Annotated in this window: 20 protein-coding genes; 8 read left to right on the top strand and 12 right to left on the bottom strand. The window is 51.2% G+C overall.

Going from position 1 to position 25,209, the window contains the following annotated elements; all coding sequences use genetic code 11:
- Window positions 1-2: 2 nt before the first annotated feature.
- The 3 genes from ACO0LH_RS20090 to ACO0LH_RS20080 all read left to right on the top strand — a co-directional run bounded on the left by ACO0LH_RS20090 (window position 3) and on the right by ACO0LH_RS20080 (window position 3,638).
- Window positions 3-2,153 carry a 3-hydroxyacyl-CoA dehydrogenase NAD-binding domain-containing protein gene (locus ACO0LH_RS20090; protein WP_422942921.1) on the top strand — a complete coding sequence of 717 codons (2,151 nt, stop codon included), beginning with the start codon at window positions 3-5 and terminating at the stop codon, window positions 2,151-2,153.
- A 61-nt stretch (window positions 2,154-2,214) separates the two neighbouring features.
- Window positions 2,215-2,646 (top strand): hypothetical protein, encoded by a 432-nt coding sequence (locus ACO0LH_RS20085; RefSeq protein WP_422942920.1) that lies wholly within the window; start codon window positions 2,215-2,217, stop codon window positions 2,644-2,646.
- Window positions 2,643-3,638 carry a CapA family protein gene (locus ACO0LH_RS20080; RefSeq protein WP_422942919.1) on the top strand — a complete coding sequence of 332 codons (996 nt, stop codon included), beginning with the start codon at window positions 2,643-2,645 and terminating at the stop codon, window positions 3,636-3,638. Before ACO0LH_RS20085 ends, ACO0LH_RS20080 begins: the two co-directional genes overlap by 4 nt.
- Window positions 3,639-3,652: 14 nt before the next feature.
- Here ACO0LH_RS20080 and ACO0LH_RS20075 read toward each other — a convergent pair whose 3' ends face one another.
- Window positions 3,653-3,964, bottom strand: coding sequence for a 2Fe-2S iron-sulfur cluster-binding protein (locus ACO0LH_RS20075; protein ID WP_422942918.1), 312 nt, complete (start codon window positions 3,962-3,964; stop codon window positions 3,653-3,655).
- 107 nt (window positions 3,965-4,071) lie between these two features.
- Between ACO0LH_RS20075 and ACO0LH_RS20070 the strand changes: the two genes are divergently transcribed.
- Complete coding sequence (locus ACO0LH_RS20070) at window positions 4,072-4,410, top strand: hypothetical protein (protein ID WP_422942917.1); 339 nt, start codon at window positions 4,072-4,074, stop codon at window positions 4,408-4,410.
- Between the two features lie 92 nt (window positions 4,411-4,502).
- On the opposite strand, the gene ACO0LH_RS20065 is transcribed toward ACO0LH_RS20070, so the two are convergent.
- The 4 genes from ACO0LH_RS20065 to ACO0LH_RS20050 all read right to left on the bottom strand — a co-directional run bounded on the left by ACO0LH_RS20065 (window position 4,503) and on the right by ACO0LH_RS20050 (window position 7,267).
- Window positions 4,503-4,799, bottom strand: a complete 297-nt coding sequence (locus tag ACO0LH_RS20065; RefSeq protein WP_422942916.1) for an SCP2 sterol-binding domain-containing protein — start codon at window positions 4,797-4,799, stop codon at window positions 4,503-4,505.
- An 80-nt stretch (window positions 4,800-4,879) separates the two neighbouring features.
- Window positions 4,880-5,533 carry a class I SAM-dependent methyltransferase gene (locus tag ACO0LH_RS20060; RefSeq protein WP_422942915.1) on the bottom strand — a complete coding sequence of 218 codons (654 nt, stop codon included), beginning with the start codon at window positions 5,531-5,533 and terminating at the stop codon, window positions 4,880-4,882.
- Window positions 5,526-6,329: an HAD family hydrolase gene (locus tag ACO0LH_RS20055; RefSeq protein WP_422942914.1), complete on the bottom strand. Its 804-nt coding sequence runs from the start codon at window positions 6,327-6,329 to the stop codon at window positions 5,526-5,528. The genes ACO0LH_RS20060 and ACO0LH_RS20055 overlap by 8 nt, the downstream gene beginning before the upstream one ends.
- Window positions 6,326-7,267 carry a CysB family HTH-type transcriptional regulator gene (locus ACO0LH_RS20050; protein ID WP_422942913.1) on the bottom strand — a complete coding sequence of 314 codons (942 nt, stop codon included), beginning with the start codon at window positions 7,265-7,267 and terminating at the stop codon, window positions 6,326-6,328. The genes ACO0LH_RS20055 and ACO0LH_RS20050 overlap by 4 nt, the downstream gene beginning before the upstream one ends.
- A 123-nt stretch (window positions 7,268-7,390) precedes the next feature.
- Here ACO0LH_RS20050 and ACO0LH_RS20045 point away from each other — a divergent pair, with 123 nt between their 5' ends.
- Complete coding sequence (locus tag ACO0LH_RS20045) at window positions 7,391-9,652, top strand: patatin-like phospholipase family protein (protein ID WP_422942912.1); 2,262 nt, start codon at window positions 7,391-7,393, stop codon at window positions 9,650-9,652.
- A 47-nt stretch (window positions 9,653-9,699) separates the two neighbouring features.
- On the opposite strand, the gene ACO0LH_RS20040 is transcribed toward ACO0LH_RS20045, so the two are convergent.
- Together ACO0LH_RS20040 and ACO0LH_RS20035 are read right to left on the bottom strand one after the other, a co-directional pair.
- A complete protein-coding gene (locus ACO0LH_RS20040; protein ID WP_422942911.1) occupies window positions 9,700-10,869 on the bottom strand; it encodes an ABC transporter substrate-binding protein in 1,170 nt (389 codons plus the stop codon).
- A gap of 50 nt (window positions 10,870-10,919) precedes the next feature.
- The gene (locus tag ACO0LH_RS20035; RefSeq protein WP_422942910.1) at window positions 10,920-11,906 is read right to left on the bottom strand and encodes a fumarylacetoacetate hydrolase family protein; all 987 of its coding nucleotides are present in this window, start codon (window positions 11,904-11,906) and stop codon (window positions 10,920-10,922) included.
- Window positions 11,907-12,084: 178 nt separating this feature from the next.
- Here ACO0LH_RS20035 and ACO0LH_RS20030 point away from each other — a divergent pair, with 178 nt between their 5' ends.
- The gene (locus ACO0LH_RS20030) at window positions 12,085-13,845 is read left to right on the top strand and encodes a methyl-accepting chemotaxis protein (protein ID WP_422942909.1); all 1,761 of its coding nucleotides are present in this window, start codon (window positions 12,085-12,087) and stop codon (window positions 13,843-13,845) included.
- Between the two features lie 73 nt (window positions 13,846-13,918).
- Here the strand turns inward: ACO0LH_RS20030 and ACO0LH_RS20025 are convergent, their stop codons facing one another.
- Entirely contained in the window at window positions 13,919-14,977 is a 1,059-nt protein-coding gene (locus ACO0LH_RS20025; RefSeq protein WP_422942908.1) for a hypothetical protein, read from the bottom strand.
- Window positions 14,978-15,346: 369 nt separating this feature from the next.
- On the opposite strand from ACO0LH_RS20025, the gene ACO0LH_RS20020 reads away from it, so the two are divergent.
- Both ACO0LH_RS20020 and ACO0LH_RS20015 read left to right on the top strand, forming a co-directional pair.
- A complete protein-coding gene (locus tag ACO0LH_RS20020; RefSeq protein ID WP_422942907.1) occupies window positions 15,347-17,191 on the top strand; it encodes a DUF885 domain-containing protein in 1,845 nt (614 codons plus the stop codon).
- A 200-nt stretch (window positions 17,192-17,391) separates the two neighbouring features.
- Window positions 17,392-18,276 (top strand): HDOD domain-containing protein, encoded by an 885-nt coding sequence (locus ACO0LH_RS20015; RefSeq protein ID WP_422942906.1) that lies wholly within the window; start codon window positions 17,392-17,394, stop codon window positions 18,274-18,276.
- A gap of 76 nt (window positions 18,277-18,352) precedes the next feature.
- Here ACO0LH_RS20015 and ACO0LH_RS20010 read toward each other — a convergent pair whose 3' ends face one another.
- The 4 genes from ACO0LH_RS20010 to acnD form a co-directional block, all read right to left on the bottom strand.
- Window positions 18,353-20,242, bottom strand: a complete 1,890-nt coding sequence (locus ACO0LH_RS20010; RefSeq protein WP_422942905.1) for a propionate--CoA ligase — start codon at window positions 20,240-20,242, stop codon at window positions 18,353-18,355.
- 52 nt (window positions 20,243-20,294) lie between these two features.
- Window positions 20,295-21,020 carry a hypothetical protein gene (locus tag ACO0LH_RS20005; RefSeq protein ID WP_422942904.1) on the bottom strand — a complete coding sequence of 242 codons (726 nt, stop codon included), beginning with the start codon at window positions 21,018-21,020 and terminating at the stop codon, window positions 20,295-20,297.
- A 273-nt stretch (window positions 21,021-21,293) separates the two neighbouring features.
- Entirely contained in the window at window positions 21,294-22,484 is a 1,191-nt protein-coding gene (gene prpF, locus ACO0LH_RS20000) for a 2-methylaconitate cis-trans isomerase PrpF (RefSeq protein WP_422942903.1), read from the bottom strand.
- A gap of 80 nt (window positions 22,485-22,564) precedes the next feature.
- Window positions 22,565-25,159 (bottom strand): Fe/S-dependent 2-methylisocitrate dehydratase AcnD, encoded by a 2,595-nt coding sequence (gene acnD / locus ACO0LH_RS19995; RefSeq protein WP_422942902.1) that lies wholly within the window; start codon window positions 25,157-25,159, stop codon window positions 22,565-22,567.
- Between the last annotated feature and the right edge of the window lie 50 nt (window positions 25,160-25,209).

The following is a 25,209-nucleotide window of genomic DNA, read 5'->3' as shown; positions in this document are numbered from 1 at the left end:
ACATGATCAGTTATCACAAAGACTCAGACAATATCGTTACCCTGTGCATGGATATGCCGGGCTTGACCGTCAATACCATGAACGCCGGCTTTCGCGCTGCCCTGGTACAGGCAGTCGAACAACTGGAACAGGAAAAATCACAGGTCAGCGGCGTGATCATCAGCTCGGCCAAAGACAGTTTTTTTGCGGGTGGCGATTTGTGCGAACTGATCAATATAGGGCCAGAAGACGCGCAAGCCTGCTTTGAGATGGTGGAACAAAACAAGGCTGTGCTGCGCAGGCTGGAAACATTTGGTAAGCCCGTCGTGGCGGCCATCAATGGCAGCGCACTGGGTGGCGGCCTGGAACTGGCACTGGCCTGCCATTACCGCATCGCCACAGACCAGGGTAAATCGAGGCTGGGATTTCCTGAAGTCGGCCTGGGTTTGTTACCCGGTGCTGGCGGCGTCGTGCGCACCGTACGCCTGCTGGGCTTGCAGGCAGCCATGCCCTACCTGCTGGAAGGCAAGCAAATATCCCCTTCTGCTGCATTGAAGGCGGGCCTGATACATGCGCTGGCAAATGATACTGACGATATGCTGGCGCAGGCAAGAAAATGGATATTAGCCCATCCCGAGGCAAAACAGCCCTGGGACAGCGATGGCTATAAATTGCCCGGCGGTGCAGCCCACTCGCCAGCGCTGATGCAGATGATCATGCTGGCCCCCGCCATGCTGCGCGATAAAACCCGTGGCAACTACCCTGCCCCTGAGGCGATACTGGCGGCCATGGTAGAGGGAGCACAAGTCGACTTCGACAATGCCCTGAAAATCGAGGGCCGCTATTTCACACAACTGGCAAGCAGTCAGATCGCCAAAAACATGATAGGTAGCTTGTTCTTCCAGATGCAGGAAATCAATGCTGGAAAAAGTCGCCCACCCGGCATAGAAAAATCGACTGTCAGTAAACTGGGCGTCATCGGTGCAGGCATGATGGGTGCAGGTATTGCCGCAGTCAGCGCAACCCGTGGCATACATACGGTTTTAAAAGACGTGACCGCAGACAAGGCCATGCAAGGTAAGAATGCGGTTGCAAGCCGCTGGCAAGAGAAAGTCCGCCAGGGGCGCATGACGGCAGAAAAAGCCACCGCGCAATTAAACCTGATTGAGCCTGCGGCACAAGCCAGTGACCTGGCAGGCTGCGAGCTGATTATCGAAGCAGTCTATGAAAGTCGTGAGCTGAAAGCCAGTGTCAGCAAAGAAGCAGAAGCTTTTCTGGGTGAAACCGGCATCATGGCATCGAATACCTCTACCCTACCCATTTCAGGCCTCGCCAATGCGGTGACGCATCCCACGCGCTTCATCGGCCTGCATTTCTTTTCACCAGTAGAAAAAATGCAGCTGGTTGAAATTATCAAAGGCAAGCTGACGAGTGCAGACACCCTGGCACGCGCTTATGACTTTGTATTGCAAATCGGCAAATTGCCCATCGTCGTCAATGATGCACGCGGCTTTTTCACCAGCCGGGTATTTGCCAGCTTTGTCAATGAAGGTCTGGCCATGCTGGCCGAGGGTCTGCCTGCTGCGCTCATAGAGAATGCTGCCCTTTCTGTCGGCATGCCGGTTGGCCCGCTAGCGGTACAGGATGAAGTGTCCCTGACACTGACACGCCATGTAACACAACAGACCAGGGCCGATCTCGAAGCCGCAGGCATACCGTGGGAAGCGCCTTTGTCTGCGCCTGTCATCGATGCCATGCTGGACCAGCACCAGCGCGCAGGTAAAGCGGCTGGTGCCGGGTTTTATGAATATCCACAAGCTACATCTATCAACGCGGGCAAAAAATATCTGTGGCCGGAACTGGACAAACTGTTTGGCAAACCTGGAGTTAAGGCACCGTATGAAGACTTGCGTGACCGCTTCCTGTACATACAATCGATAGAAACCCTGCGCTGTCTTGATGAAGGTGTGCTGGAATCTGCGCGTGATGCCAACATCGGTTCCATCTTTGGCATAGGCTTTCCCGCATGGACCGGTGGTGCGGTGCAGTTTGTCAACCATGTAGGCAGCCGCCTGTTTGTATTGCGGGCGCGTGAATTGCAGGAACGTTATGGCGAACGTTTCTCTGTGCCCTCCAATTTTCTGCAATTTGCGGAGGCCAGTCGAAAATATTAACCACACAACAACTAAAAATGCTGCAATAATCGGCGTCCGATCAAACGATTGCAGCATTTTTATGCAAACAGCTAACAAGACGCAAATTTTGCACATTTTTCGTTGTCTGCTATGCGGCCTGGCGCTTGCCTGTACCAGCTTTTCATCTGTTGCCTCCCCGTTGCTGCGTTGTCACGTCACTTATGCCGGTAGTACGCAAATCATCGACACCTATGTAACACAAGACCCTTACAGTATCGTCGCGGTCAATATTGGCGAACGTTTCAGGTTCAAGGCGGTGATGACAGGAACAGCCCAAGCCATTGAAACCATCAAGCTGTATACATACTTTCAAACCCGGCGTAGTGATATTCCCATTCATCAGGCGACTTACCTGCCACCGTTCAGGCTCAGCGAAACAGAGAGCCTGCTAACCCCAAAAAACTCTTTGTATGCCGGCGATGTGGAACGGGAATTGCAGTATTACTGTAGCTTGCAAGAGGTCAGCCCATGAAAAATAAAAACAAACTCTTCGTGCTGCTGGCTGTGCTTGGCATTTGCAGTCTGATGCATGCCAGAGTGCAGGCAGATGACAGTGTCAGTATGCTGTTTGCGGGCGATGTGGTTTTGGATGGCAAGCCAGGAAAGATGATCGCCGATGGCAAGGATCCATTTTTTGCCGTTGCCCACCTGTTCAAAAATGCCGACATTCGCGTGGTCAATCTCGAATGCGTGGTTGCCACCATTGGCGAGCCGGCCGACAAGAATTTTACTTTCCGCGCCCATCCGCGCACCTTGACAGCCCTGAAGCAGCATGTGGATGCGGTGTCGATTGCCAATAATCATTCGGGCGATTTTGGCCGCGCTGCCTTCGAACAAATGCTGGGCTTGCTTGATCAGCAGCAGATACAGCATTTTGGCGGTGGGCGCAATTTGCGGGAAGCGCATACACCTTTGATCATCGAGAAAAAGGGTTTGCGCATTGCCTTGCTAGGCTATGATGAATTTATGCCGCGCAGTTTTGAAGCAGAAGCGCAGGCCGCCGGGGTCGCCTGGAGCGAAGATACCCAGGTCGTATCCGACATCAAACAGGCGCGCCAGCTGTATCATGCTGATCTGGTCATCCCCTTCATGCACTGGGGCTGGGAAAATGACAAAGTCGCCGTCCCGCGCCAGCGTCAACTTGCGCGTCTGATGATAGATGCCGGTGCCGATGCTGTCATTGGCAGCCACCCGCATGTGATACAGGATGTTGAACATTATCAGGGCAAGCCCATCATTTACAGCCTGGGCAATTTCGTCATGGATGAACTTGATAATGAGCCGCAGACCCGTGGCTGGATACTACGCCTGCAGCTGGATAAAAAAGGGGTTATCACCTGGCAAACCAGGCTGGTTAACATTGATGATGAAGGTGTGCCACATCCGGTACCGACAGCCAATACAGCATGCTGGAATCGCCAGGACAGCAAGCTGGGGCTATGCAGCAACGCCGCAGATAAGTGAGTGTCAGCAACAGATCAGGATGCATCAAACAGGTTGACAGCCGCAGGCACGTCCAGCACGACATCAGTATGTGCCTGCGCCACACAGGGCAAAATCCAGCCTTCCTGCTTTTCTTCCAGGCTAAGACCCGGCCACTCTACGCGATATACGATCTCACCTGACACCAGCTTGCACATGCAGGTACGACAAGTACCATTGCGGCATGAATTTGGCAAACGTATGCCAGCAAGCAGGGCTGCTTCCAGCAAACTGTCGGTCTCACGTAGTTCGCATGGCCAATTGTGCGGCTGTATGGTCAAAATCCGTTTATTTTCCGGCGAAGACATATTGTCTTATTTCCCTTGTTTTCAGTTCTGAATTTTACTAGATTGAAAGCCTGCCCTAAGCAGTTTTCACTTTGCAAACAGGGGGCAGAAGTTTTTCAGGAGCAAACATGATGGCAGTGAGCAGCAATCAAATTTCCCTAAAGCAAGATAATTATTCAGAAAGGCGTAATGCCAGAGCACCAGATTTTAACCTGATTCAACTTGATCCCAGGGAGGTGATAGAAGGTGTGATGATTGATGAAGGTTATCAATCTGAAGATGCGCCGTCAGCCGGCAGCATGCGCGAGCACTGCCCTTATTGCAGCGGCGTACAGTTACAACTGATACTGCGCTATAAATTCGTCAAACGCTCTCATCTGTTTTGCAACAGTTGCACGCGTTGTTATGATGCGCTTTATCCCGATGGCACCTCAGCGCTGGCGCTGGGTGCAATGTCTTTGGCATAAAAATTGGTACACATGAAAAACGGCATTGAAAATGCCGTTTTTTACTACCACGATGCTTCAAGCATTGCGCCTGAACGAAATCAGGTACAGTCTTATACGACTGTTTGCAGGCGCATCGCAACGCTCATATCGCCAGATACCTTGAGTTTGCCCATCATGAATCCATTCATGGGGTTCAATTGGCCATTGAGCAAAGCCGCCAGATCTTCGAGTGCGATCGTGATTGTGCAGGATGCTTCCTGATTTTCATTACTGACAGAATTGGGCACAGTCACCGCATCAACAAAAACCACGCCATTGTCGCCACAATCAAACTTCAGTGTCGCATTCAAACCGCTGTCGTCACCAACTTTAGCGCGTATCGCTTCAGTGCAAGCTTGTAGATCCATGAATTACTCCAGAAAATTTTAAACGACTTGCAATGTAGCACGGCAGGCTTCCGAGGAACAATACTAGAACTGTAGATTGTCTACTTCAGCGTACAGGTCAGCATCCAGTAATAGGTATTTCTGAAAATGCGTATGTCACGAACGACAGAGCCAAATTTTTTGCGCAGCGCACTATCGGTAGGAAAATTCTTGATGATTTCCACCCGGCTGCCATCTTCCTGCATGCGCAACTGATAGGTATTACCTTCCAGATCAGTGCGGGCTATCGTCGTACTGCTGCCCTCGACATAATTATTATCAATCAAGACCAGCATATTGCCTTTTCCAGCTATCTTGCTCAGATGCTGCAACAAGCCGGTTTGCTCGTCACGTTTCACATGCGACCAGAAGAAACCAGCGAAACAGGCAGAATATTGGCCGGCTGCGGCTTCTGTCATGGCGTAAATATCCGCCACCGCAAATTCCACCTTGCCAGATGGATAGTTCTTGGTCTGTGCAACATCCAGCATCGCTTGGTTATAGTCCGTTGCCAGGACCGATGTTGCCACAGGTGCATATCGCTCAGTCCAGTAACCGGTGCCACAGGCAAGTTCCAGCACTCGCTGGTCTTTCAGCACATCGGTCACCCTGGCCTGAATTTCTTTCAAGTCATGCTGGCGCTCCGGCTTTTGATACACTTTTTCCAAAGTATTTGCTCGTTGCGCGTAATAGTCGCGCATTTTATTTTCACTCATTTTTATCTTTCAACATAAAATCGACCAGCTCCACAAAGCCTGCACCATATTCTGCTTGCGTGACATAACGCGGATGGCTGTCAAACCGGTCAAGAAATTTTCGTACATTGGCCACCCCCACCGACATGGGATAATGCGCAAACATGCTGGCATCATTGGCCGAATCACCTATGAATACATAAGAACGGCAAGCGGCTTCATCAGTAACGCCAAATACCTGTTCCAATACCTGCTGACTCATGCTTTGCTTGGAAAACGGCACCACCGAGGCATGCGCATGGATGCTGCTGGTGGTGGCATGAAAACCATGCTCATGCATCAGAGCAACCACCTCGTCAAGCTCAGTCATGGATATCGCCGGAATATTTTCAGCGATATCAAATGCCAGATCGCCGATACGCTGCGGCGCATCAGCGGCCGGCAGTATATGCGGAAAATGTCTTTGCATGACAACGGCAAAGGCATCCAGTTGTTGCCTGTGCTCGCGACGTGTTTCAGCATCTGCATAAAACTGGGCTTGTTGCTGCCCTTGCTTGTCCAGCCAGAAAGCACTGGCACCATTTTCAGCAATGACAGCATCAAAATCGCATAATCTTAATAAAGGCAGTGTCCAGTAGCTTGGTCTGCCGGTAACAGCAATACGCTTCAAACCTGCCAGTCTGGCACGATCCAGCGCATCCAGGCTGGACACACTGATTTTGCCGTGTGTCGTGAAGGTATCATCGATATCCGTCAAAATGCCCTGCACCTGCTGTCTTTGTGCTGAGGGCCATTCACTCAACGCCTGCATGTTCATAAATCGTAAGTGTCCTTATTCCCCTGCATGACGCTGTCTATCATTTTACGATTCAGTGTCGGGTTCAGCAATTCGATAAAGGTGTAGATATAGCTGCGCAAATAGGCACCCTGCTTGATGGCCACGCGCGACACATTTATACCAAACAAATGACCCACAGGCACGGCGCGCAAATTCTTGTCGCGCTCTGCATCAAAAGCCATGCCGGCAATAATGCCTATGCCCATGCCCAGTTCCACATAGGTCTTGATGACGTCGGCATCAATCGCTTCAAGCAAAATATCCGGCTTCAGATTACGTATCTGGAATGCATGATCTATCTTGGTACGCCCCGCAAAGGCTGCGTCATAGGTGATCAAGGAATAATTGGCAATTTCTTCCAGGCTGACATTTTTCAATTTCAGCAAGGGATGTTCATGTGGCAGCACCAGTACATGCTCCCATTGGTAACATGGCAGCGAAATCAGGCCATCAAATCCGGCGATGGCCTCTGTGGCAATGGCCAGGTCAGCCTGGTCACGCATGACCATTTCAGCAATTTGCTTGGGATTGCCCTGTAACAGTGACAATCTTACCTTCGGGTATTTTTGCATGAAGGCCTGCACCACTTTTGGCAGGGAATAACGCGCCTGCGTATGGGTAGTGGCGATGGTAAAGCTGCCACTGTCCTGCGCTGCATATTCTTTGCCTATGCGTTTCAGGCCATCAATTTCCTGCATGATGAGCTCAACTGACTTCAAGACTGCCCTGCCCGGCTCGGTCAAGCCACGGATACGCTTGCCATGACGGGTAAAGATATCAACGCCTAATTCCTCTTCCAACTCGATAATTGCCTTTGAAACACCTGGTTGTGAAGTAAATAAGGCCTTGGCGGCCTCAGTCAGATTAAAATTCTGTCTCACAGCTTCGCGAACAAAACGCAATTGATGTAGGTTCATAGGTCGTTTTCTAAGGGCAAGGATAATCTCTTATGCAATTAAACCTAAGTTAACCTCGTTTAATATGCTTCCGCTAGTATATAGACCCTGAGCCAAGAATTCCATGTTTCCTCACTTCCTGCCATGCCCAAATCACTATTTTTGATTATTTTCAGCATCTCCACTTGCCTCTTGGCAACAGATATCACGCATGCAGAAAGCCTGACCGTACAACATGCGCAGGTAAAAAATCCCAGGATATGCCTGGCCTTGTCAGGTGGTGGTGCCCGTGGTTTTGCCCATGTGGGGGTATTAAAGGTGCTGGAAGAATTACATATTCCCATCGACTGTATTGCCGGAACCAGTATGGGTGCTGTAGTTGGTGGTCTGTATGCGGCCGGTTTTTCTGCCACAGAAATTGAAAAGCGCCTGGATGCGCTGAAACTCAATGACATCGCGCTGGATCGCGTTGAGCGGCGGCTGCTGCCCCAAAGCGTGCGTGAAGAAGATGAACAATATCCGTTGGGTGCAACACTGGGCCTGAGTGCCAACGGTGTGCGCCTGCCCACGGGTGTCGTACAGGCGACACAGTTCATGGAATTATTGCAAAACTGGACTGCTCACCTGCAGCCGGATATCGATTTTGATCGCCTGCCGATTCCTTTCCGTACTGTTGCTACTGACCTGGAAACAGGAAAAATGGTGGTATTCAGCAAGGGCCCGCTGCACAAGGCCATACGTGCCAGCATGGCGGCACCCGGCGTATTTGCACCTGTAGAAATCGATGGGCGCTTATTATCTGATGGTGGCCTGGTGAGGAATTTACCTGTTGATATCGCGCGTCAGATGGGGGCCGATATCGTGATTGCCGTCAACATAGGCACGCCCCTGATGCCACGCGATCAGTTGCAAACCCTGTTCAACATCAGCCAGCAGATGGTCAATATACTGACCGAGCAAAATGTGGAAGCACAAAAAGCCTTGCTGGGGCCTGACGATATTTTGATAGAACCGCAACTGGGCAATATCAGCTTCATGGATTTTGCACGTTCCAGGGAAGCCGTGACGATCGGTGAAAGCGATACACAAAAATTATTGCAACGCTTGCAGGCTTACAGCGTGACGCCACAACTATACGCAATAAAACACCAGATGCGTCTGAACCCCGTTCTACCGAAGATCAACATTCAGTTTGTCGATGTCGCCACCAATGGTGCGGTACCGGAAAGTGATATCCGCCGTCAATTGAATATCGCCGCAGGCAGCGAATACAAGGCTGAAGAAATCAACCGCAAATTAGCCATCCTGAATAACGCACGTGAATTTGACAGCATCAATCATGAACTGGTAGAGCGCGACGGAGAATATGGCGTACGCGTGAACGCCTATGGCCGCAACTGGGGGCCACACTTCCTGCGCTTTGGCCTGGCTTTATCCAGCGGTTTCGAAGGCACGGGTGGTTTCAAATTGCAGGTAGGTCATCGCCGCCCCTGGCTGACAGACAGCGGCCTGGAATGGCGTAATGATGCTGAATTTGGGAACAGCCTTAAATTCCACACAGAATTGCGGCAACCGCTATTTGAACGTGAAGGCATGTACCTGTCCCCTTTTGCGGAAATTGGACAAAGCACCAGAAATTTATATAACGGCGATACCCGCATTGCAGAATACAATTTCCGTGGCGACAAACTGGGCCTGGACCTGGCCCTGCGCCTGGGTGAACAAAGCATACTGGGCGAAGCCAGGCTGGGTTTGAATTTCAATCATTACCGGGTCCGGCCAAAACTCGGTGGCTATCTCTATCGCGATGAAAATGGCAATGTGCTGTCAGAAGCCCTGCCCAGCGCAGACTTGCAACAGTTCGGCCTGAAAGCAGCCATCGTCATTGATCAGTTGAGCGATGCCAGTTTCCCACGCTATGGCTATAAATTCGATGGCAATGTATTTTTGGGCACCAACCGCTCACACCAGAATTACCAGGAACTGGCCATCAATACCACCTGGGCGACCAGTATCGAGAACCACAGTATCAACCTGAAACTCAATGGCGCGGGGCTGTTTCAAAATGATACCGAGATACGTGGCATAGGCTCGACACTCGGTGGTTTCCAGCAATTGTCGGCCTATCAGCCGGATCAGTTTACCGGAAACTATATGCTGTACGGCAGCCTGACTTATTTGCTGCGTGCGGTGAAATTTGACCTGGCAGGCCAAAGCCTGTTCCTCGGTACTTCGCTTGAAGCTGGCAATGTATGGGATAAACGCAGCGATATATCCTTGAGTTCCTTACGTAAAAGCGCAAGCCTATTTGCCGGTTTCAACAGTTTCATCGGTCCTATTTATTTAGGTTTTGCGCTGGGGCAGAATGGTGCGAGGAATGTGTTTTTCCAGATGGGCAGGCAATAAAGCAGCTCTAAGGAAACGGTGATCAAGTGTATGGCTGAAGCTGATTTTTATCCGCCATATGCATAGACAAACTTGCCGCCCTCAATTTTACCCATGACGCGTGAACGCTGGTCCAGCCCCACATGGTCGGTCGCACTCATATTGATGATGCCCTGGGGCACAACCAGTTCCCTGGTGTTTTCGATTGCTGCACGCAAGGCCAGGCGAAAGGCTTTGCTACCTGGCTGTGCTGACTTCAACGCCACCGGCACTGCATTGGCAATCAGCATATACGCACCCCAGGCATCGCCAGCAAACTGAGTAATGGTATTGGCGCCGTAAGCAGCTTCATATTTCTGAACAAAATCAGCAGAGACTTTTTTCACTGCATTCTTTTCCGGCAATTGCCTGGCGACCACGGCTGGTCCGGTGGGGAATAAGGTATTTTCTACATCCTTGCCACCCAGCTTCAAGAATTCAAGACTGGCAATGCCGTGGGTCTGGTAAATCTGTGATTTGTAGCCACGCTCTATCAAGGTTTTTTGCGGTAACACCGCCGGGCTGCCAGAACCGGCAATCAACACCGCATCGGGTTTGGCTGCCATCATTTTCAAGACCTGGCCGGTCACGCTGGTATCTGTACGCGCATAACGTTCATTGGCGACGATCCTGATATGCCGCAGCTCAGCCAGCTTGGAAAATTCACGCCACCAGCCTTCGCCATAGGCATCGGCAAACCCAATAAAGGCAACCGTCTTCACGCCATGATCAGCCATGTGCTGCGTCAATATGGTGGTCATGTGCGTATCATTTTGCGGCATCTTGAATACCCATGCGCGCTTTGCATCCATAGGTTCAACGATGCTGGCAGAAGCGGCCAGGGCCACCATCGGCGTTTCTGTCTCAGCCACAGTCTCCAGCAAGGCCAGCGCATTGGGCGTGGTATTGGGGCCAACAATAATATCGACCTTTTCTTCCGTGGTCAGCTTGCGTACATTTTTGACTGCATTGCCGGGGTCGGTCGCGTCATCCAGGATGATGTACTCAACTTTTTTGCCCGCGATTTCTTTGGGCCACAGCAAAATGGCATTTTTTGAAGAAGAGCCTATCGCGGCAGCCGGCCCAGTCGTAGACAAATTAACGCCTATCCTGATTTGCGCCTGCGCCGTCGTGGCACATGCTACCGCCATGGCAGCCAGTATGGCTGCGCGCAAAGAACAAGAATACACACGCGTCATACAATTCCCTTCATTTTTAAACATGCCCGACCTGGCCTGATGAAGCAGATCTAGCTGTGATGCTCGACCACGCTTTGCTCTATCGCTCCAAAAATCGACTTGCCATTCTTGTCCAGCATTTCTATCTTGATGCTGTCACCAAATTTCATATACGGCGTCACGGGCTCACCGACAGCAATCATCTCCAGGGCGCGTTTTTCTGCGATGCAGCTGTAACCCTTGCTGGCGTCCTTGTTTGATACTGTGCCTGATCCTATAATGGTGCCAGCACGGGCGTTTCGTGTTTTACACAAGTGCGTCAGCAATTGCGCGAAAGAAAACACCATGTCCACGCCTGCATTGGGTTGCCCTACCAGCATATTGTTGACGCTGGAACGCAAAGGCAAATGCACTTTACCGTCTTTCCAGGCATCGCCCAGTTCATCTGGCGTGACTGCCACAGGGGAAAAACTGGATGCCGGTTTTGACTGGAAAAAGCCAAAACCCTTGGACAGCTCTGCCGGTATCAGGTTACGCAAGGACACATCATTGACCAGCATCAGCAGGCGTAGATGGTCACCCGCATGCTGTACCTTGACACCCATAGGCACATCACCGGTGATCACGGCTATTTCACTCTCGAAATCGATACCCCATTCTTCTGACTGCATGACAATATCGTCTTGTGGGCCGATAAAGTCATCACTCCCCCCTTGATACATCAGGGGATCATGCCAGAAGCTCTCAGGCATTTCGGCATTTCTTGCCTTGCGCACCAATTCCACATGATTGACGTAAGATGAGCCGTCAGCCCATTGAAATGCCCGTGGCAAGGGGGCCATGCAATTTTTCGCTTCAAAGTCAAAACTGTTGGCGGCACGCCCGGCGTTCAGGCGGTGATACAAGTCATCCAGTTGGGGATGGATGAAATTCCAGTCATCGAGCGCACGTTGTAAAGTTGGCGCGATGGCATCAGCAATACAGGCTGTTTTCAGGTCGCGTGAAACAACCAGCAATTGGCCGTCCCTGGAACCATCTTTTAATGTTGCAAGCTTCATAAATACTCTATATTTTTAAGTTATTGGTGATTTTACATGAAGGCAAACTGGAAATTGTCGGGAAACCGACAACGGGTCTGGATAAATGTAAATTTCCATACCGAATAGCCGGAAATTTAGGTATCCTCAAAAGTAACAGTCTCCACCTATCGAACTGATTTATACAGGGATCATTACCATGAACTTCAGTAATTTGAAAATCAGAGTGCGCCTGAGCTTTGGCTTTGGCCTTACTTTATTGACGATGTTGGTGATGGTTTCCATCAGTGTCATACGACTCAATGAAATCGCTGACCGCAACAGGCAAATCCTGGAAAACGATGCAGTGGGTGTAGCCAGTGCCCTGGAGATTTCAGCTCTGATACAGGAAAATGGCAGCCGCACAGTAGAATTATTCATAACACCGGATCAGAACGCAAGATCAAAGCAATACGCCTCCATTGACACCAATAAAAAGAAAATAACGGCTTTACTGGATACACTCAAGAAATTGGCACAATCCCCGAAAGAAAAGGATGCTGTCGAAAAACTGGTTGCGTCCAATGCAGCCTTTGTTGTCGCCTTCAGCAAAACCGGGGATTTGATCGAACTTGATCAAAAAGACGAAGCCATCGCCATGATGGGCAAAGCGACGTTCCCCGCGCTGAAGCAATCGCTGACCGATATCACCTTCCTCAGTGACATGCAAAAATCTGACATGGCGGCCAACGGCGAGGAAATCAAGAATATCATCATGTTTTCCCGTAACCTGATGGTGGTACTGGGTTTGATCGCATTGGCTCTCAGTACCGCAGTGGCAACCTGGATCGCGCGCTCTATCACTGTACCGCTTGATGCCGCTGTTAAAGTCGCTACCCGTGTCGCCAATGGTGACCTGACTGGCAAGATAGAAGTCCGCTCACGCGATGAAACCGGGCAGTTACTGAGTGCGCTGGCCGATATGAACAATAGCCTGGTCATGACCATCAGCCAGGTGCACAACAGCACCGGCATGATTTCAACCGCCTCCAGCGAAATTGCCGCTGGCAATGCTGACTTGTCAAGCCGCACTGAATCCCAGGCCAGTTCGCTGGAAGAAACAGCCTCTTCGATGGAAGAACTGACATCCACAGTGAAGCAAAATGCAGACAATGCCAGGCAAGCCAATCAGTTGGCAATTTCAGCTTCTGAAGTCGCCACCAAGGGTGGGCATATTGTTGGGCAGGTCGTCACCACCATGGGTTCGATCAAGGACAGTTCAGGCAAGATCGTCGATATTATCGGCGTCATAGATGGAATTGCCTTCCAGACCAATATCCTTGCGCTGAATGCCGCAGTGGAAGCCGCACGTGCAGGCGAACAGGGACGTGGCTTTGCGGTAGTGGCCGCTGAGGTCAGGAACCTTGCCCAGCGCAGCGCGAGCGCAGCGAAAGAAATCAAGTCCCTGATCGATGATTCGGTAGAAAAAGTCAATCTGGGTAATAAGCTCGTTGATGAAGCCGGCATGACCATGGACGAGATAGTGACTTCCATCAAGCATGTTGCAGATATCATGAGTGAAATTACTGCCGCCAGCCAGGAGCAAAGCGCTGGTATAGAACAGGTTAATCTCGCCATTTCACATATGGATGAAATGACGCAGCAAAATTCTGCCCTGGTCGAAGAGGCAGCTGCGGCGGCAGAGAGCATGCAGGAACAGGCAGGTGCACTGGCGCAGGCAGTCAGTGTATTTAAACTCGACATTACAGCAAAAACACCAGCGCCCGCCCCTGTCAGCAAAGCAAGGCCAGCACAGCCCAAACCTGCAGGCAACACCTTAAAAATCAGCAAGGCACCTGCCAGACCAACTACTAGCAATGCCAGTAGTAATAGCAAAAATAGCAGCAACGGCAGCAACTTGAAAAAATCTTCTGTAGAAAAGCCCACAGAAGGCGCGGGATCGGACTGGGAAGAGTTTTAAGTTTGCTGCATAGCTATGGCTATGCAGCAGTATAAGCTTGCCACCCAACTTATCCCGGTGGATGGCAGCTTGATTACACCGACAAATCTATCTGCTGCAAACTCTGTGCCTTGCCATCTTCAGTCAGCCAGAGACCTGATGAACGAATTTGACCATTACTGACGTTTTGCGCATTTTTCAAGGCGAAGGGGGTATCGGCATTCCCTAAAAACAGCGCACCTACATTGGCCTGTTTCAGTGTCTGCAACTGATCTTTTCCCGTCGCGTCCTTGGTCCATACTTTCAACTTCTGATAGATCGCATCATTTTCATCTATCCAGTTATTGCCATCGGTGTCATAGGCCGCCAGTTCAGCAAAACCGTTACCCGTCCCCGGCCCGAACAACTCGCTGCCATTGTTGATTTTGCCGTCATTGTTCTTATCCAGCGCAAGAAAACCTGCACCCTGTACAAATGAAATATTTTCCTTGGTACCGTCAGCATTGAGATCAAAAGAAAATTTCTGTGAACTCAGCTGGGTAGGGTTGCCGGAAAAATTCAGCACCAGTGGATCGACTTTCTTGCCATCGCCCAGACGAATATTGCTAGTGCTTTCTTCGTGATAGCTGCGGTTCAGTTCAAACGACAGATTAAAATTGATTTCCTGATTATCGGCAGTGACGATGCGCCCAATGGACTGAAATGAAGTTTGCTCGGTTTCGGTATAAGAATGCTGGCTATCGATTTCCACTCCCCAACCTGCCTTTTGCGCAGGAGCAGCCTGCGCAGGTGCACTGGCAGCCGGGGTATTGTCTGCGCCGGATTCTGCATCAGTATGCAGATCGGAACTGCTTAAGAGATGTATCTTTTTACCGGTCATCAACTCAATAATGTATTTGATGAGCTGAACGCGCGGATCATTGTCGGATACATCATCCACACTTTTCGCAGATGATGTCGCATCAACAGAGCTGGCCTGAACCGCTCGCGCGGCATCAGAAATCTGTACATTGCTGGAGACACTGCCCAGGTTGCGACCTTCAAAATCCGGACGCTGATCACCTTTCCAGGCACGCAGGCTTTCCTGCGTCTCTGACTTGCTCGTGGCGATATGGCTAGATGAAAGGGATATATCCGAAGAGGCGATTTTCATGACATGCTCCAGCCTGTGGGCTAGCAAATTAAAACACAATCCAACATTATCGAGACTGCTGGAAAGCGAGTGCCCGGCAATTGATGTCGTCCGCAAAAATCATGAGCACAATGAAGCAGCAGGCGGCACCAGGGAAGCGCCACCCCATCAGGATTTTCCAGAACTAACTTGGTAACGGCTGAACTTTCAAAAGCTTTACCTGCTTATATCTGGCGACGCACAAATTCTTGACTCTCAATCAGCACCCAGGGAACCTGCTTGCAGTCAGATTGTCTATTCATGCTGACTTCATAGTATGAGCACACCATCAGCGAAATGGTATGCTTGCAAATTGTCTTTTCAATTCAAACATTTTTCCGGGACGTTCACATGAGCAAATTGCGCTCTCTACCACTTTTACTGATTTCAATTGGTCTGCTGAGTACTGCGGCCGTCATGGCATCGCCAGCCAGCACTGCGACACACCAAGCGCAGAAAGTGAACAATGCGCAATTGACCAGGGCAGATGCGCAGGCAGGCGCACGCCTGAATAAACTGGCGGATGCCTATTATGAAAAACAGACGGCGTTCGATCCCATAGGTGCCAGTTATAACGGCGATACCCGTTATGACGATAAACTGCCGATGACTCTTGCACCAGCAGTTAAAGCCAGGCAAGTCGCCATGTGGAAAGAAACTGCCTTGAAACTGGCAAGTATCAAGCGCGCGCAATTATCTGCTACAGATACAATAACTTATGACTGCCTGGACTATGAGTTGCAGGCCAGCCTGGAAATGGCAAAGTTTGACGACCACCTGCTTCCCATCAATCAGATGGATGGCTTGCCTGTTACCCTTGCCCATTTTGCCTCGGGCCAAAGCGCCCAACCCCTGAAAACCGTCAAGCAATACGAAATTTTCTTGCGCCGTCTGACGCAATTGCCCGCTTGGCTGACCCAAGCCATAGTGAATATGCGGGAAGGTATGAAGCGCGGCATCGTATTGCCAAAGGCGCTGGTCACCTCCGCCCTGCCTCAATATGCCCAGCTGGTCACGGAAACAGCAGAAGACCAGGCTTATTACGCGCCCGTCAAAAATTTTCCTGACAGCTTTTCTGCCGCAGACAAACAGCGTTTAAGCCGCGATTATCAACGTATCATTACTGTCAAACTCTTGCCAGCGTTACGCCAATTCAATCAATTCCTGACGCATGACTATCTGGAAGCCAGTCGCGGCAGCAGTGGATGGAGTGCCCTGCCGAATGGCGACACCTGGTATCGGGCCTGGGTACGCAACCAGACGACCACCAGTCTCACGCCTGAGCAGATACATGCCATCGGCTTGAAAGAAGTCGCCCGCATACAAAGTGAATTCATCGCACTGGGCCCCAAACTCGGGTACCAGGGTGAGCCTGCAGGTTTGCCAGCCTGGATAGATACGCAAAGCCAGTACCGTCCATACAAGACTGAAGCTGAGGTACTGGATGGCTATCGCCAGATAGAAAAGCTGGTCACCGCGAAATTGCCTGAATTATTCAGCAAGACACCCAAAGCTGCTTTGGAGATTCGTGCCGAGCCCGAAATCAGCCGGCAAACCGCATCTGATCATTACACCCAACCGGCTTTCGATGGTTCACGGCCTGGCGTGTTCTGGGCAGTCATCAACAATCCGGCAGACTACAGCACTACCGGTATGAAAACCCTGTACCTGCATGAAGGACAACCGGGGCACCATTTCCATTTAGCAACATCGCAAGAACTCAATATCCCTAAGTTCCGCAAATTCGGCGGCAATAATGCTTATACCGAGGGATGGGCTTTATATGCAGAAACCCTGGGAAGGGAAATGGGCCTGTTTGAAAACGACCCGAATGCCTATCTCGGTCACCTGACCGATGAACTCTTGCGCGCCACCCGACTGGTCGTAGACACCGGTTTGCACAGCAAAGGGTGGACACGTGAACAGGCAATACAGTATCAACAGGCAACTTTGGGCTATAACGAGGCAGGTGCCAGACAGGCAACCGAGCGTTATATGGCCTGGCCTGGTCAGGCGCTGGGTTACAAGATAGGTTCATTGAAAATCATGGAGTTGCGTCAGAGAGCATCAGCAGCTTTAGGGCAACGCTTTGATTTGCGCCAGTTCCATGACGTGATACTGCGCGATGGCACCTTGCCCCTGGCATTATTGGAGACAAAAGTAGACCATTGGATTGCCAGCCAAAAGACGAATTAGCAAAGATTGCATTTATTTTTCATTGCTTGATTGACCTGCATCACTAACTGAAGCAGAATGAAATCATATAGGCGGTTTCTATCAATTTTAGCAATGAATGAATATCAAGTTGGTGTCTGATTCAGCCCATCCTGACAGGATGGGCTGAATCAATAACACCTAATTCAATGTTTGTTTAACTTGTGCAAAAGACATCTGCGATGAATAAAATCGATGCACTCAACAGCATAGCTGAACAAGCCAAACGGGGTGAGCTGGTTTTCCCCACCAATGTTGCGGCTTCCCTCAAAATTCAACAGACACTGGATGACCCGGATTGCAGTATCGATACGGCGACCAAACTGGTCCTGAATGAGCCATTTCTGGCTGCCCGCATGGTTGCCATCGCCAATTCTGCCGCTTATAACCGTGGTAATGATGTCACCAATGTCAAGGCGGCCATTAGCCGCCTCGGTTTTCGTACCTTGCGTGCCATCGTTGCCTCTCTGGTCGTACGCCAGTTGGCTGGCACCAGCAAGAACAAGCAATTGCAGGTCATGACCAACAAGCTATGGGAACATACGGCCCAGGTTGCTGCCCTGTCGCGGGTGATTGCGCGCCGCATCACCAAGCTCGACCCTGATACGGCAATGTTTGCCGGCATCGTGCATGAAGTCGGTAATTTTTATTTGCTGTCACGTGTGGATGAATTTCCATCGCTGATAGAGCGCGACCTGCCAGCCCCTGATTCAGATGTGGATGATTTGCCATCGTTTTCAGACACCATTATCGATCGTGAATCATCAGAGGCACAAATCGGCAGCGCCGTCATCAAGAGTCTGAAATTACCGCAGGCGGTGGTAGAGGCTGTTGAAGCGCTGTGGTTTGGCCTGCGCGCCATGCCGCCAGAAACCCTGGGCGACACACTGCTGCTGGCGAATGAACTGGCGACCACGCATTCACCTATGGATATCCACTCTTATGCGGAAGAGTCAGAGCAATATTCTTCAGAGATTGATTTTGTCGTTGGTGACGGCACACTCAACAGCATACTGGAAGAGTCGGAAGAAGAAGTACAGACACTTGCTGCGGCCTTGCTGGGCTAGTTTTCAACACCAGCCATGCATAAGGGAGCTGAATCAAATTCAGCTCCCTTTTTATTTTTCTGCTGAGATAATGAATTTACAAACTTAAAGCCGCACGAATCTGCTGCAAGGATGCCGGATCTTCTATGGTCGTCAGATCACCCGCATCACGACCTTCGCAAATCGCCTGTATAGACCTGCGCAATAACTTGCCAGAGCGGGTCTTTGGCAGTAAGGTCACGAAATGCACACGTGCGGGCCGGGCAACGCCACCTAACTGCCGGTCAACCACTGCCATCACTTCGCCTTCCAGGGCCAGTTTTTGTGCGGCTGTCGTGGCAAGTTCAGGATGTTTAAGGATCGCGAAGGCAACGGCGACCTGCCCCTTCAGTTTGTCTTCCACGCCGACCACAGCGACTTCAGAAACCTGAGGGTGGCTGGAAATACTTTCCTCGATTTCGCGCGTACCCAGTCTGTGTCCGGCGACATTGATGACATCGTCGGTACGGCCCAGGATGAAGTAATAGCCATCTGCATCCCTGATGCCCCAGTCAAAGGTGGAATACAACTGCTCGTGGGAGAAATTGGACCAGTAAGTATTGACGAAGCGCTGGTCATCGCCATACACGGTTTGCATGCAACCGGGTGGCAATGGTCCCTTGATGGCAACCACGCCTTTTTCATTTGCCGCGCACTCAGCGCCGGTGTTTTCATTGATGATGCGCACGTCGTAGCCATACATGGCAATGCCCGGGCTACCGAGACGGGTAGCGGTCTGCGCCACGCCACGGGCCACGGTCAGGATGGGCCAGCCAGTTTCTGTCTGCCAGTAATTATCGATAATGGACACACCTAGTTCATTGGCTATCCAGCTGGACGTAGTTTCATCGAGCGGCTCGCCTGCCAGGTACAGGGCTTTGAGTGAAGACAGATCATATTTGCGCATCAGCTCCGACGGATGCTTTTTCAAGACACGCACCGCTGTCGGTGCCGAGAACATGCGCGTGACCTTGTATTTCTCAACAATGCTCCACCAGATGCCTGCATCGGGGCGTATCGGTGTGCCCTCATACATGATGGTCGCCATGCCGGCAATCAGCGGGCCATAAACGATGTAAGAATGGCCGACCACCCAGCCTATGTCTGAAGTCGCAAAATAGGTTTCACCCGGCTTACCGCAAAATATGTGCTTCATTGATGAAGCCAGAGCCACTGCATAGCCACCAACATCACGCTGCACGCCCTTGGGTTTGCCTGTCGTACCCGAGGTATACAAGACATAGGACATGGCATTCGATTCCAGCCAGGTTACAGGCACCTGAGCATCCATCTGCTGCGCTCTTGCAGCCGCATAGTCTACGTCACGCCCGGCCACCAGTTGCATGCTATCGAGACCGCGATCTACCAGCAAGACATGTGCAGGCTTGTGCTCAGCCAGGGTGATGGCTTCATCCAATAAAGGTTTATAAGGCACAGCCTTGCCACCACGCATGCCTGCATCAGCCGATACCACCAGCACCGGTTTGGCATCATCAATACGTGTACCCAGGCTCTTGGAAGCAAAGCCTCCAAATACCACAGAATGTACTGCACCTATGCGCGCGCAGGCCAGCATGGCAAATGCCGCTTCAGCGATCATGGGCATATAGATCAAGACCCTGTCGCCCTGCTTGACACCCAGCCCAAGCATGATCGCCGCCATGCGCTGCACTTCTGCATGCAGCTCGGCAAAGCTATACGTTTTTTCGGTATTGGTTTCGGTAGAAATGGCGATCAGCGCAGGCTGGTCTGCCTGGCTCGCGAGCCAGCGGTCGACAGCGTTATGGCAGAGATTGGTTTCACCACCTACATACCATTTGGCGAATGGCGGCTTGCCGTGATCAAGCACCTGCTCATAGGGTTTGTGCCAGTCTATGAGTTTGGCTTCCTGGTCCCAAAAAGCCTCTGGCTCTTGTATGGATTTTTGATAAAAAGCAGCATAAGACATAGAATCTCCTTCATTTTATTATCACTAAAACCGTATTCTTCGCAATCAGCACTTACGCTATACGACTCCTGCGCTGGAATGCCAAAGGGCTGAGCTCAACCCATTTAAACAGATACATGATGGCCAGCTTGGTGATGGCACTGACCGTCGCCAAAAACAATAAAGGCCAACCAGTTTGCAAACCCATGGCAAAGGCAAAAAAGATCGTCGTCACATCCATGGCTAAAATGAATTGACTCATTTTCAAAGAGATCGCACCGGTCTTACCAGATTTCCAGATCAGGCTGATCTGATGCGCATATCCTTGAGCTAAAAATAGAGTGACCAGCACGATCAGACTTTGAGAAGCCCTGCGACCTTCATCTATAAAAGTTCCGCCAAAAATCCAGCTTATCATCAGCCCGGACAAGGCCAGCAACATGATCACTGCCGCCATCATGGAAGAAGCAAAAGCAAGCCTGGTCTGTCGGTCTCTATAAATTTCCCACAACAAAGCCAGTATCAACATCGCTGCTATCATCCTCGGCCAGACGATGAAATGATTGAATGGCTGTATGGAATAACCATAGACAAAGAATGCACAATACGCCAGGAAGCTGACCGTGAACTGGTTTAAGGACAGCAAGTCAGTCGGCTTGTCGCTCTCATTACCATTCACCTCATGGGCTGTCCGCGCCGCAGCCTTTCTATCCCAGACCATCTTCACTTGTGACCAGATGCCGTACAGGCTGATCAATATGAAGATGGAGTTCAAACTACCAGCGAGGGCGTACCACATGGCTATCCTTTAATTCACAGTCTTGCAAAAAAATCGGGCGCAAGCCTGCCCTGCTCTCAGGCGTTTCCACCTGAGAATCGCATATGTTTATCTTGAATGACTTTGCTTGCTACAGCCTTACCAGGCTCGCTAAAAAATAAGAGGCTGTTACAAAATTAAGATGGCTAGGCGCCCCCGGCTAAGTATCCCCGACTAGGCGTCGCCGACGCAGACAGTACTTTAGTACGGCAAGGCGGCGCAACAACGCCAGGTTAATTTTGCAACAGCCTCTAATCAGAAGCTGCCGCCGGGTATGCGTACCCAGCCTTCCATAAGTACACGTGCGCTACGGCTCATGATGGCCTTGGTGACACTCCATTCGCCGTTGGCTTGCGTAGCCTCAGCCCCTACCCGCAAAGTTCCGGACGGATGACCAAAACGCACTGCAGTGCGCTTTCCACCGCCAGCAGCCAGATTCACCAGCGTGCCTGGTACGGCTGCCGCAGTACCGATGGCCACGGCTGCCGTGCCCATCATCGCGTGGTGCAGCTTACCCATGGATAGGGCGCGTACCAGCAAATCGATATCAGTTGCCTGGACTTGTTTGCCGCTGGATGAAGTGTAGTCAACCGCCTTGGCAACAAAGGCTACCTTGGGAGTATGCTGGCGCTGTGTAGCTTCAGAGATATCCTTGATCAGGCCCATGCGCAACGCGCCATGGGCACGTATGGTTTCAAACATGGCGAGAGCTTTGGCATCACTATTGATGGCATCCTGCAATTCAGTACCGGTATAGCCTATTGCATCTGCATTGATGAAGATGGTCGGAATCCCGGCGTTGATCATGGTCGCTTTGAGCGTACCCACACCTGGCACGTCGAGATCATCGACCAGATTACCGGTCGGGAACATGGAACCACCTGCGCCCTCTTCATCAGCGGCAGGATCCATAAATTCCAGTTGCACTTCCGCTGCCGGAAAGGTCACGCCATCGAGTTCAAAATCACCCGTCTCTTGCACTGCGCCGTCAGTCATAGGTACATGGGCAATGATGGTCTTGCTGATATTTGCCTGCCAAACGCGGATAGTGGCTATACCGTTTTGCGGGAGACGCTCAGCATCCACCAGACCAGCACTAATGGCAAAAGTACCGACAGCCGCAGACAGGTTGCCGCAATTGCCGCTCCAATCGACAAAGGCCTTGTCTATAGCCACCTGACCAAACAGGTAATCAACATCATGATCAGGCTTGCTGCTTTTTGAGAGAATGACAGTCTTGCTGGTGCTGGAAGTCGCACCGCCCATGCCATCGATCTGTTTGCCATAAGGGTCGGGGCTGCCGATCACACGCAACAGCAAGGCATCGCGTGCTGCGCCCGGCTGCTGGGCAACCGCAGGTAAATCCTGAAGGCGGAAAAACACGCCCTTGCTGGTGCCACCGCGCATATACGTCGCCGGGATCTTGATCTGTGGAAGATGGGCCATAGTCTTTAACTCTTTAAAATTTGATTCAGAGGCAGCGCGCCTCAATCAAGAGGAGCGCTTGCAAGCAGTGCCAGTAAAGCTTATGCAGCTTTGGCAGACTCCAGAAAGTCTTGCGCAAAACGCTGCAAGACGCCACCGGCTTCATAAATTGAGACTTCTTCTGCCGTATCCAGACGGCACATCACGGGCACTGCCACTGATTCACCATTTTTGCGGTTGATGATCAGCGTCAGGGTTGCGCGTGGCATACGATCACCGATGACGTCAAACGTTTCTGTGCCATCGATATTCAGCGTCAGGCGGTTCACACCCGGCAAAAATTCCAGAGGCAAGACGCCCATGCCAACCAGGTTGGTGCGATGTATACGCTCAAAACCTTCCGCGACTATCACTTCTACACCCGCCAGGCGCACGCCCTTGGCTGCCCAGTCACGTGATGAACCCTGACCATAATCGGCACCGGCAATCACGATCAGCGGCTGCTTGCGTTCCATATAGGTTTCTATGGCTTCCCACATGCGGGTAATAGTTCCTTCTGGTTCTATGCGGGCCAATGAACCTGCCTTGACCTTGCCATCAACGATGACCATTTCATTCTTCAAGGTCGGGTTGGCAAAGGTGGCACGTTGCGCTGTCAAATGATCGCCACGATGAGTTGCATAAGAATTGAAATCTTCTTCTGGCAAACCCATCTTAGCCAGGTATTCGCCAGCAGCACTGTCGAGCATGATGGCATTCGATGGTGACAGATGGTCAGTCGTGATGTTGTCACCCAAGACTGCCAGCGCGCGCATACCCTTCATGTTGCGCGCACCTGCCAGTGCACCTTCCCAATACGGTGGGCGGCGGATATAGGTAGTCTGTGGACGCCAGTCATACAGGGGACTGACTTTTTCACCATCATTTGCCTGTTTGGCAAACATGGGAATATACACTTTACGGAATTGTTCAGGCTTGACGCTGGCAGCAACCACGGTATCGATCTCTGCATCCGTTGGCCAGATGTCTTTCAAGGTCACTGGTTTGCCAGATGCATCCAGACCCAGCACATCTTTCTCAATATCAAAACGGATAGTACCCGCGATGGCATAAGCAACTACCAAAGGTGGCGAAGCCAGGAAAGCCTGTTGCGCATACGGATGGATACGGCCATCAAAATTGCGGTTACCCGACAACACCGCCGTCGCATACAAATCACGGTCTATGATTTCTTTCTGGATGACAGGATCAAGCGCACCGGACATGCCATTGCAGGATGTGCAGGCGTAAGCAACCACGCCAAAGCCCAGTTGCTCCAGTTCTAGCATGAGATTGGCTTCTTCCAGATACAAAGTCACGGCCTTGGAACCTGGGGCCAGTGAACTCTTGACCCAGGGTTTGCGAGTCAGACCCAGCTTGTTGGCATTGCGCGCCAGCAAACCGGCGGCCACCATATTGCGTGGGTTATTGGTATTGGTGCAGCTGGTAATCGCAGCGATGATGACGGCGCCATCAGGCATCAGGCCAGGTTCATTTTCAACCGTGCCACTGATACCGCGTGCTGCCAGTTCCGATGTCGGTACACGCTTGTGCGGATTGGACGGACCAGCGATATTACGCACGACGGAAGACAGATCAAACTTCAGTACGCGTTCATATTCTGCATTCTTCAGCGTATCTGCCCACAGGCCAGTTTCTTTGGCATAGGTTTCTACCAGTTTGACGAGTTCATCATCACGGCCTGTGAGTTTCAGGTATTTGATGGTTTGCTCATCGATGTAGAACATCGCCGCAGTGGAACCAAATTCTGGTGCCATGTTGGAAATGGTGGCGCGGTCACCCAGGGTCAGGTGTGATGCACCTTCGCCATAAAATTCCAGGTAAGACGACACGACTTTTTGATTGCGCAAGAATTCTGTCAATGCCAATACCGTGTCTGTAGCAGTGATGCCTTCTTGCGGTTTGCCGGTCAGTTCAACCCCAATGATGTCAGGCAAACGCATCCACGATGCACGGCCGAGCATGACACTTTCTGCTTCCAGCCCACCGACACCAATTGCGATCACACCCAGTGCATCCACCATCGGTGTATGGCTGTCGGTACCGACCAGAGTATCTGGATAAGCTACCCCATCTGTCACTTGCACGACCGGTGACATGCGTTCCAGATTGATCTGGTGCAGGATGCCATTACCGGGTGGGATCACATCGACATTCTTGAATGCCTTTTTGGTCCAGTTGATGAAGTCAAAGCGATCTTCATTACGCCTGTCTTCAATCGCACGGTTTTTGTCGAAAGCATCGGGATCGAAACCACCACACTCAACCGCCAGTGAATGATCGACCACCAGTTGGGTAGGTACGACGGGGTTAACCAGTGCCGGGTCACCGCCTTGCAGGGCAATCGCATCGCGCAAACCCGCCAGGTCTACCAGCGCAGTCTGGCCCAGAATATCATGGCAAACCACACGGGCTGGAAACCACGGAAAATCCAGGTCGCGCTTGCGTTCTATGAACTGGCGCAGGGAATCAGTCAGCATAGCCGGGTCGCAACGGCGCACCAGATTTTCTGCCAATACACGTGAAGTGTAGGGCAGCTTGTCATAGGCACCTTTTACGATGGCATCTACTGCTTCACGTGTATCGAAGTAATCCAGAGTAGTGCCGGGTAGTGGCTTGCGGAATTGAGTATTCATGGCTCGCTATTTTCAATATTAGTATTCGGTATTCAGGGCAATGCAGAACA

The organism is Undibacterium sp. TJN19, assembly GCF_049339485.1.
In the GTDB taxonomy this organism is placed as follows: domain Bacteria; phylum Pseudomonadota; class Gammaproteobacteria; order Burkholderiales; family Burkholderiaceae_D; genus Undibacterium.
Note: the sequence above shows the minus strand (reverse complement) of the source record. Positions and strands in the feature narration are given on the sequence as shown.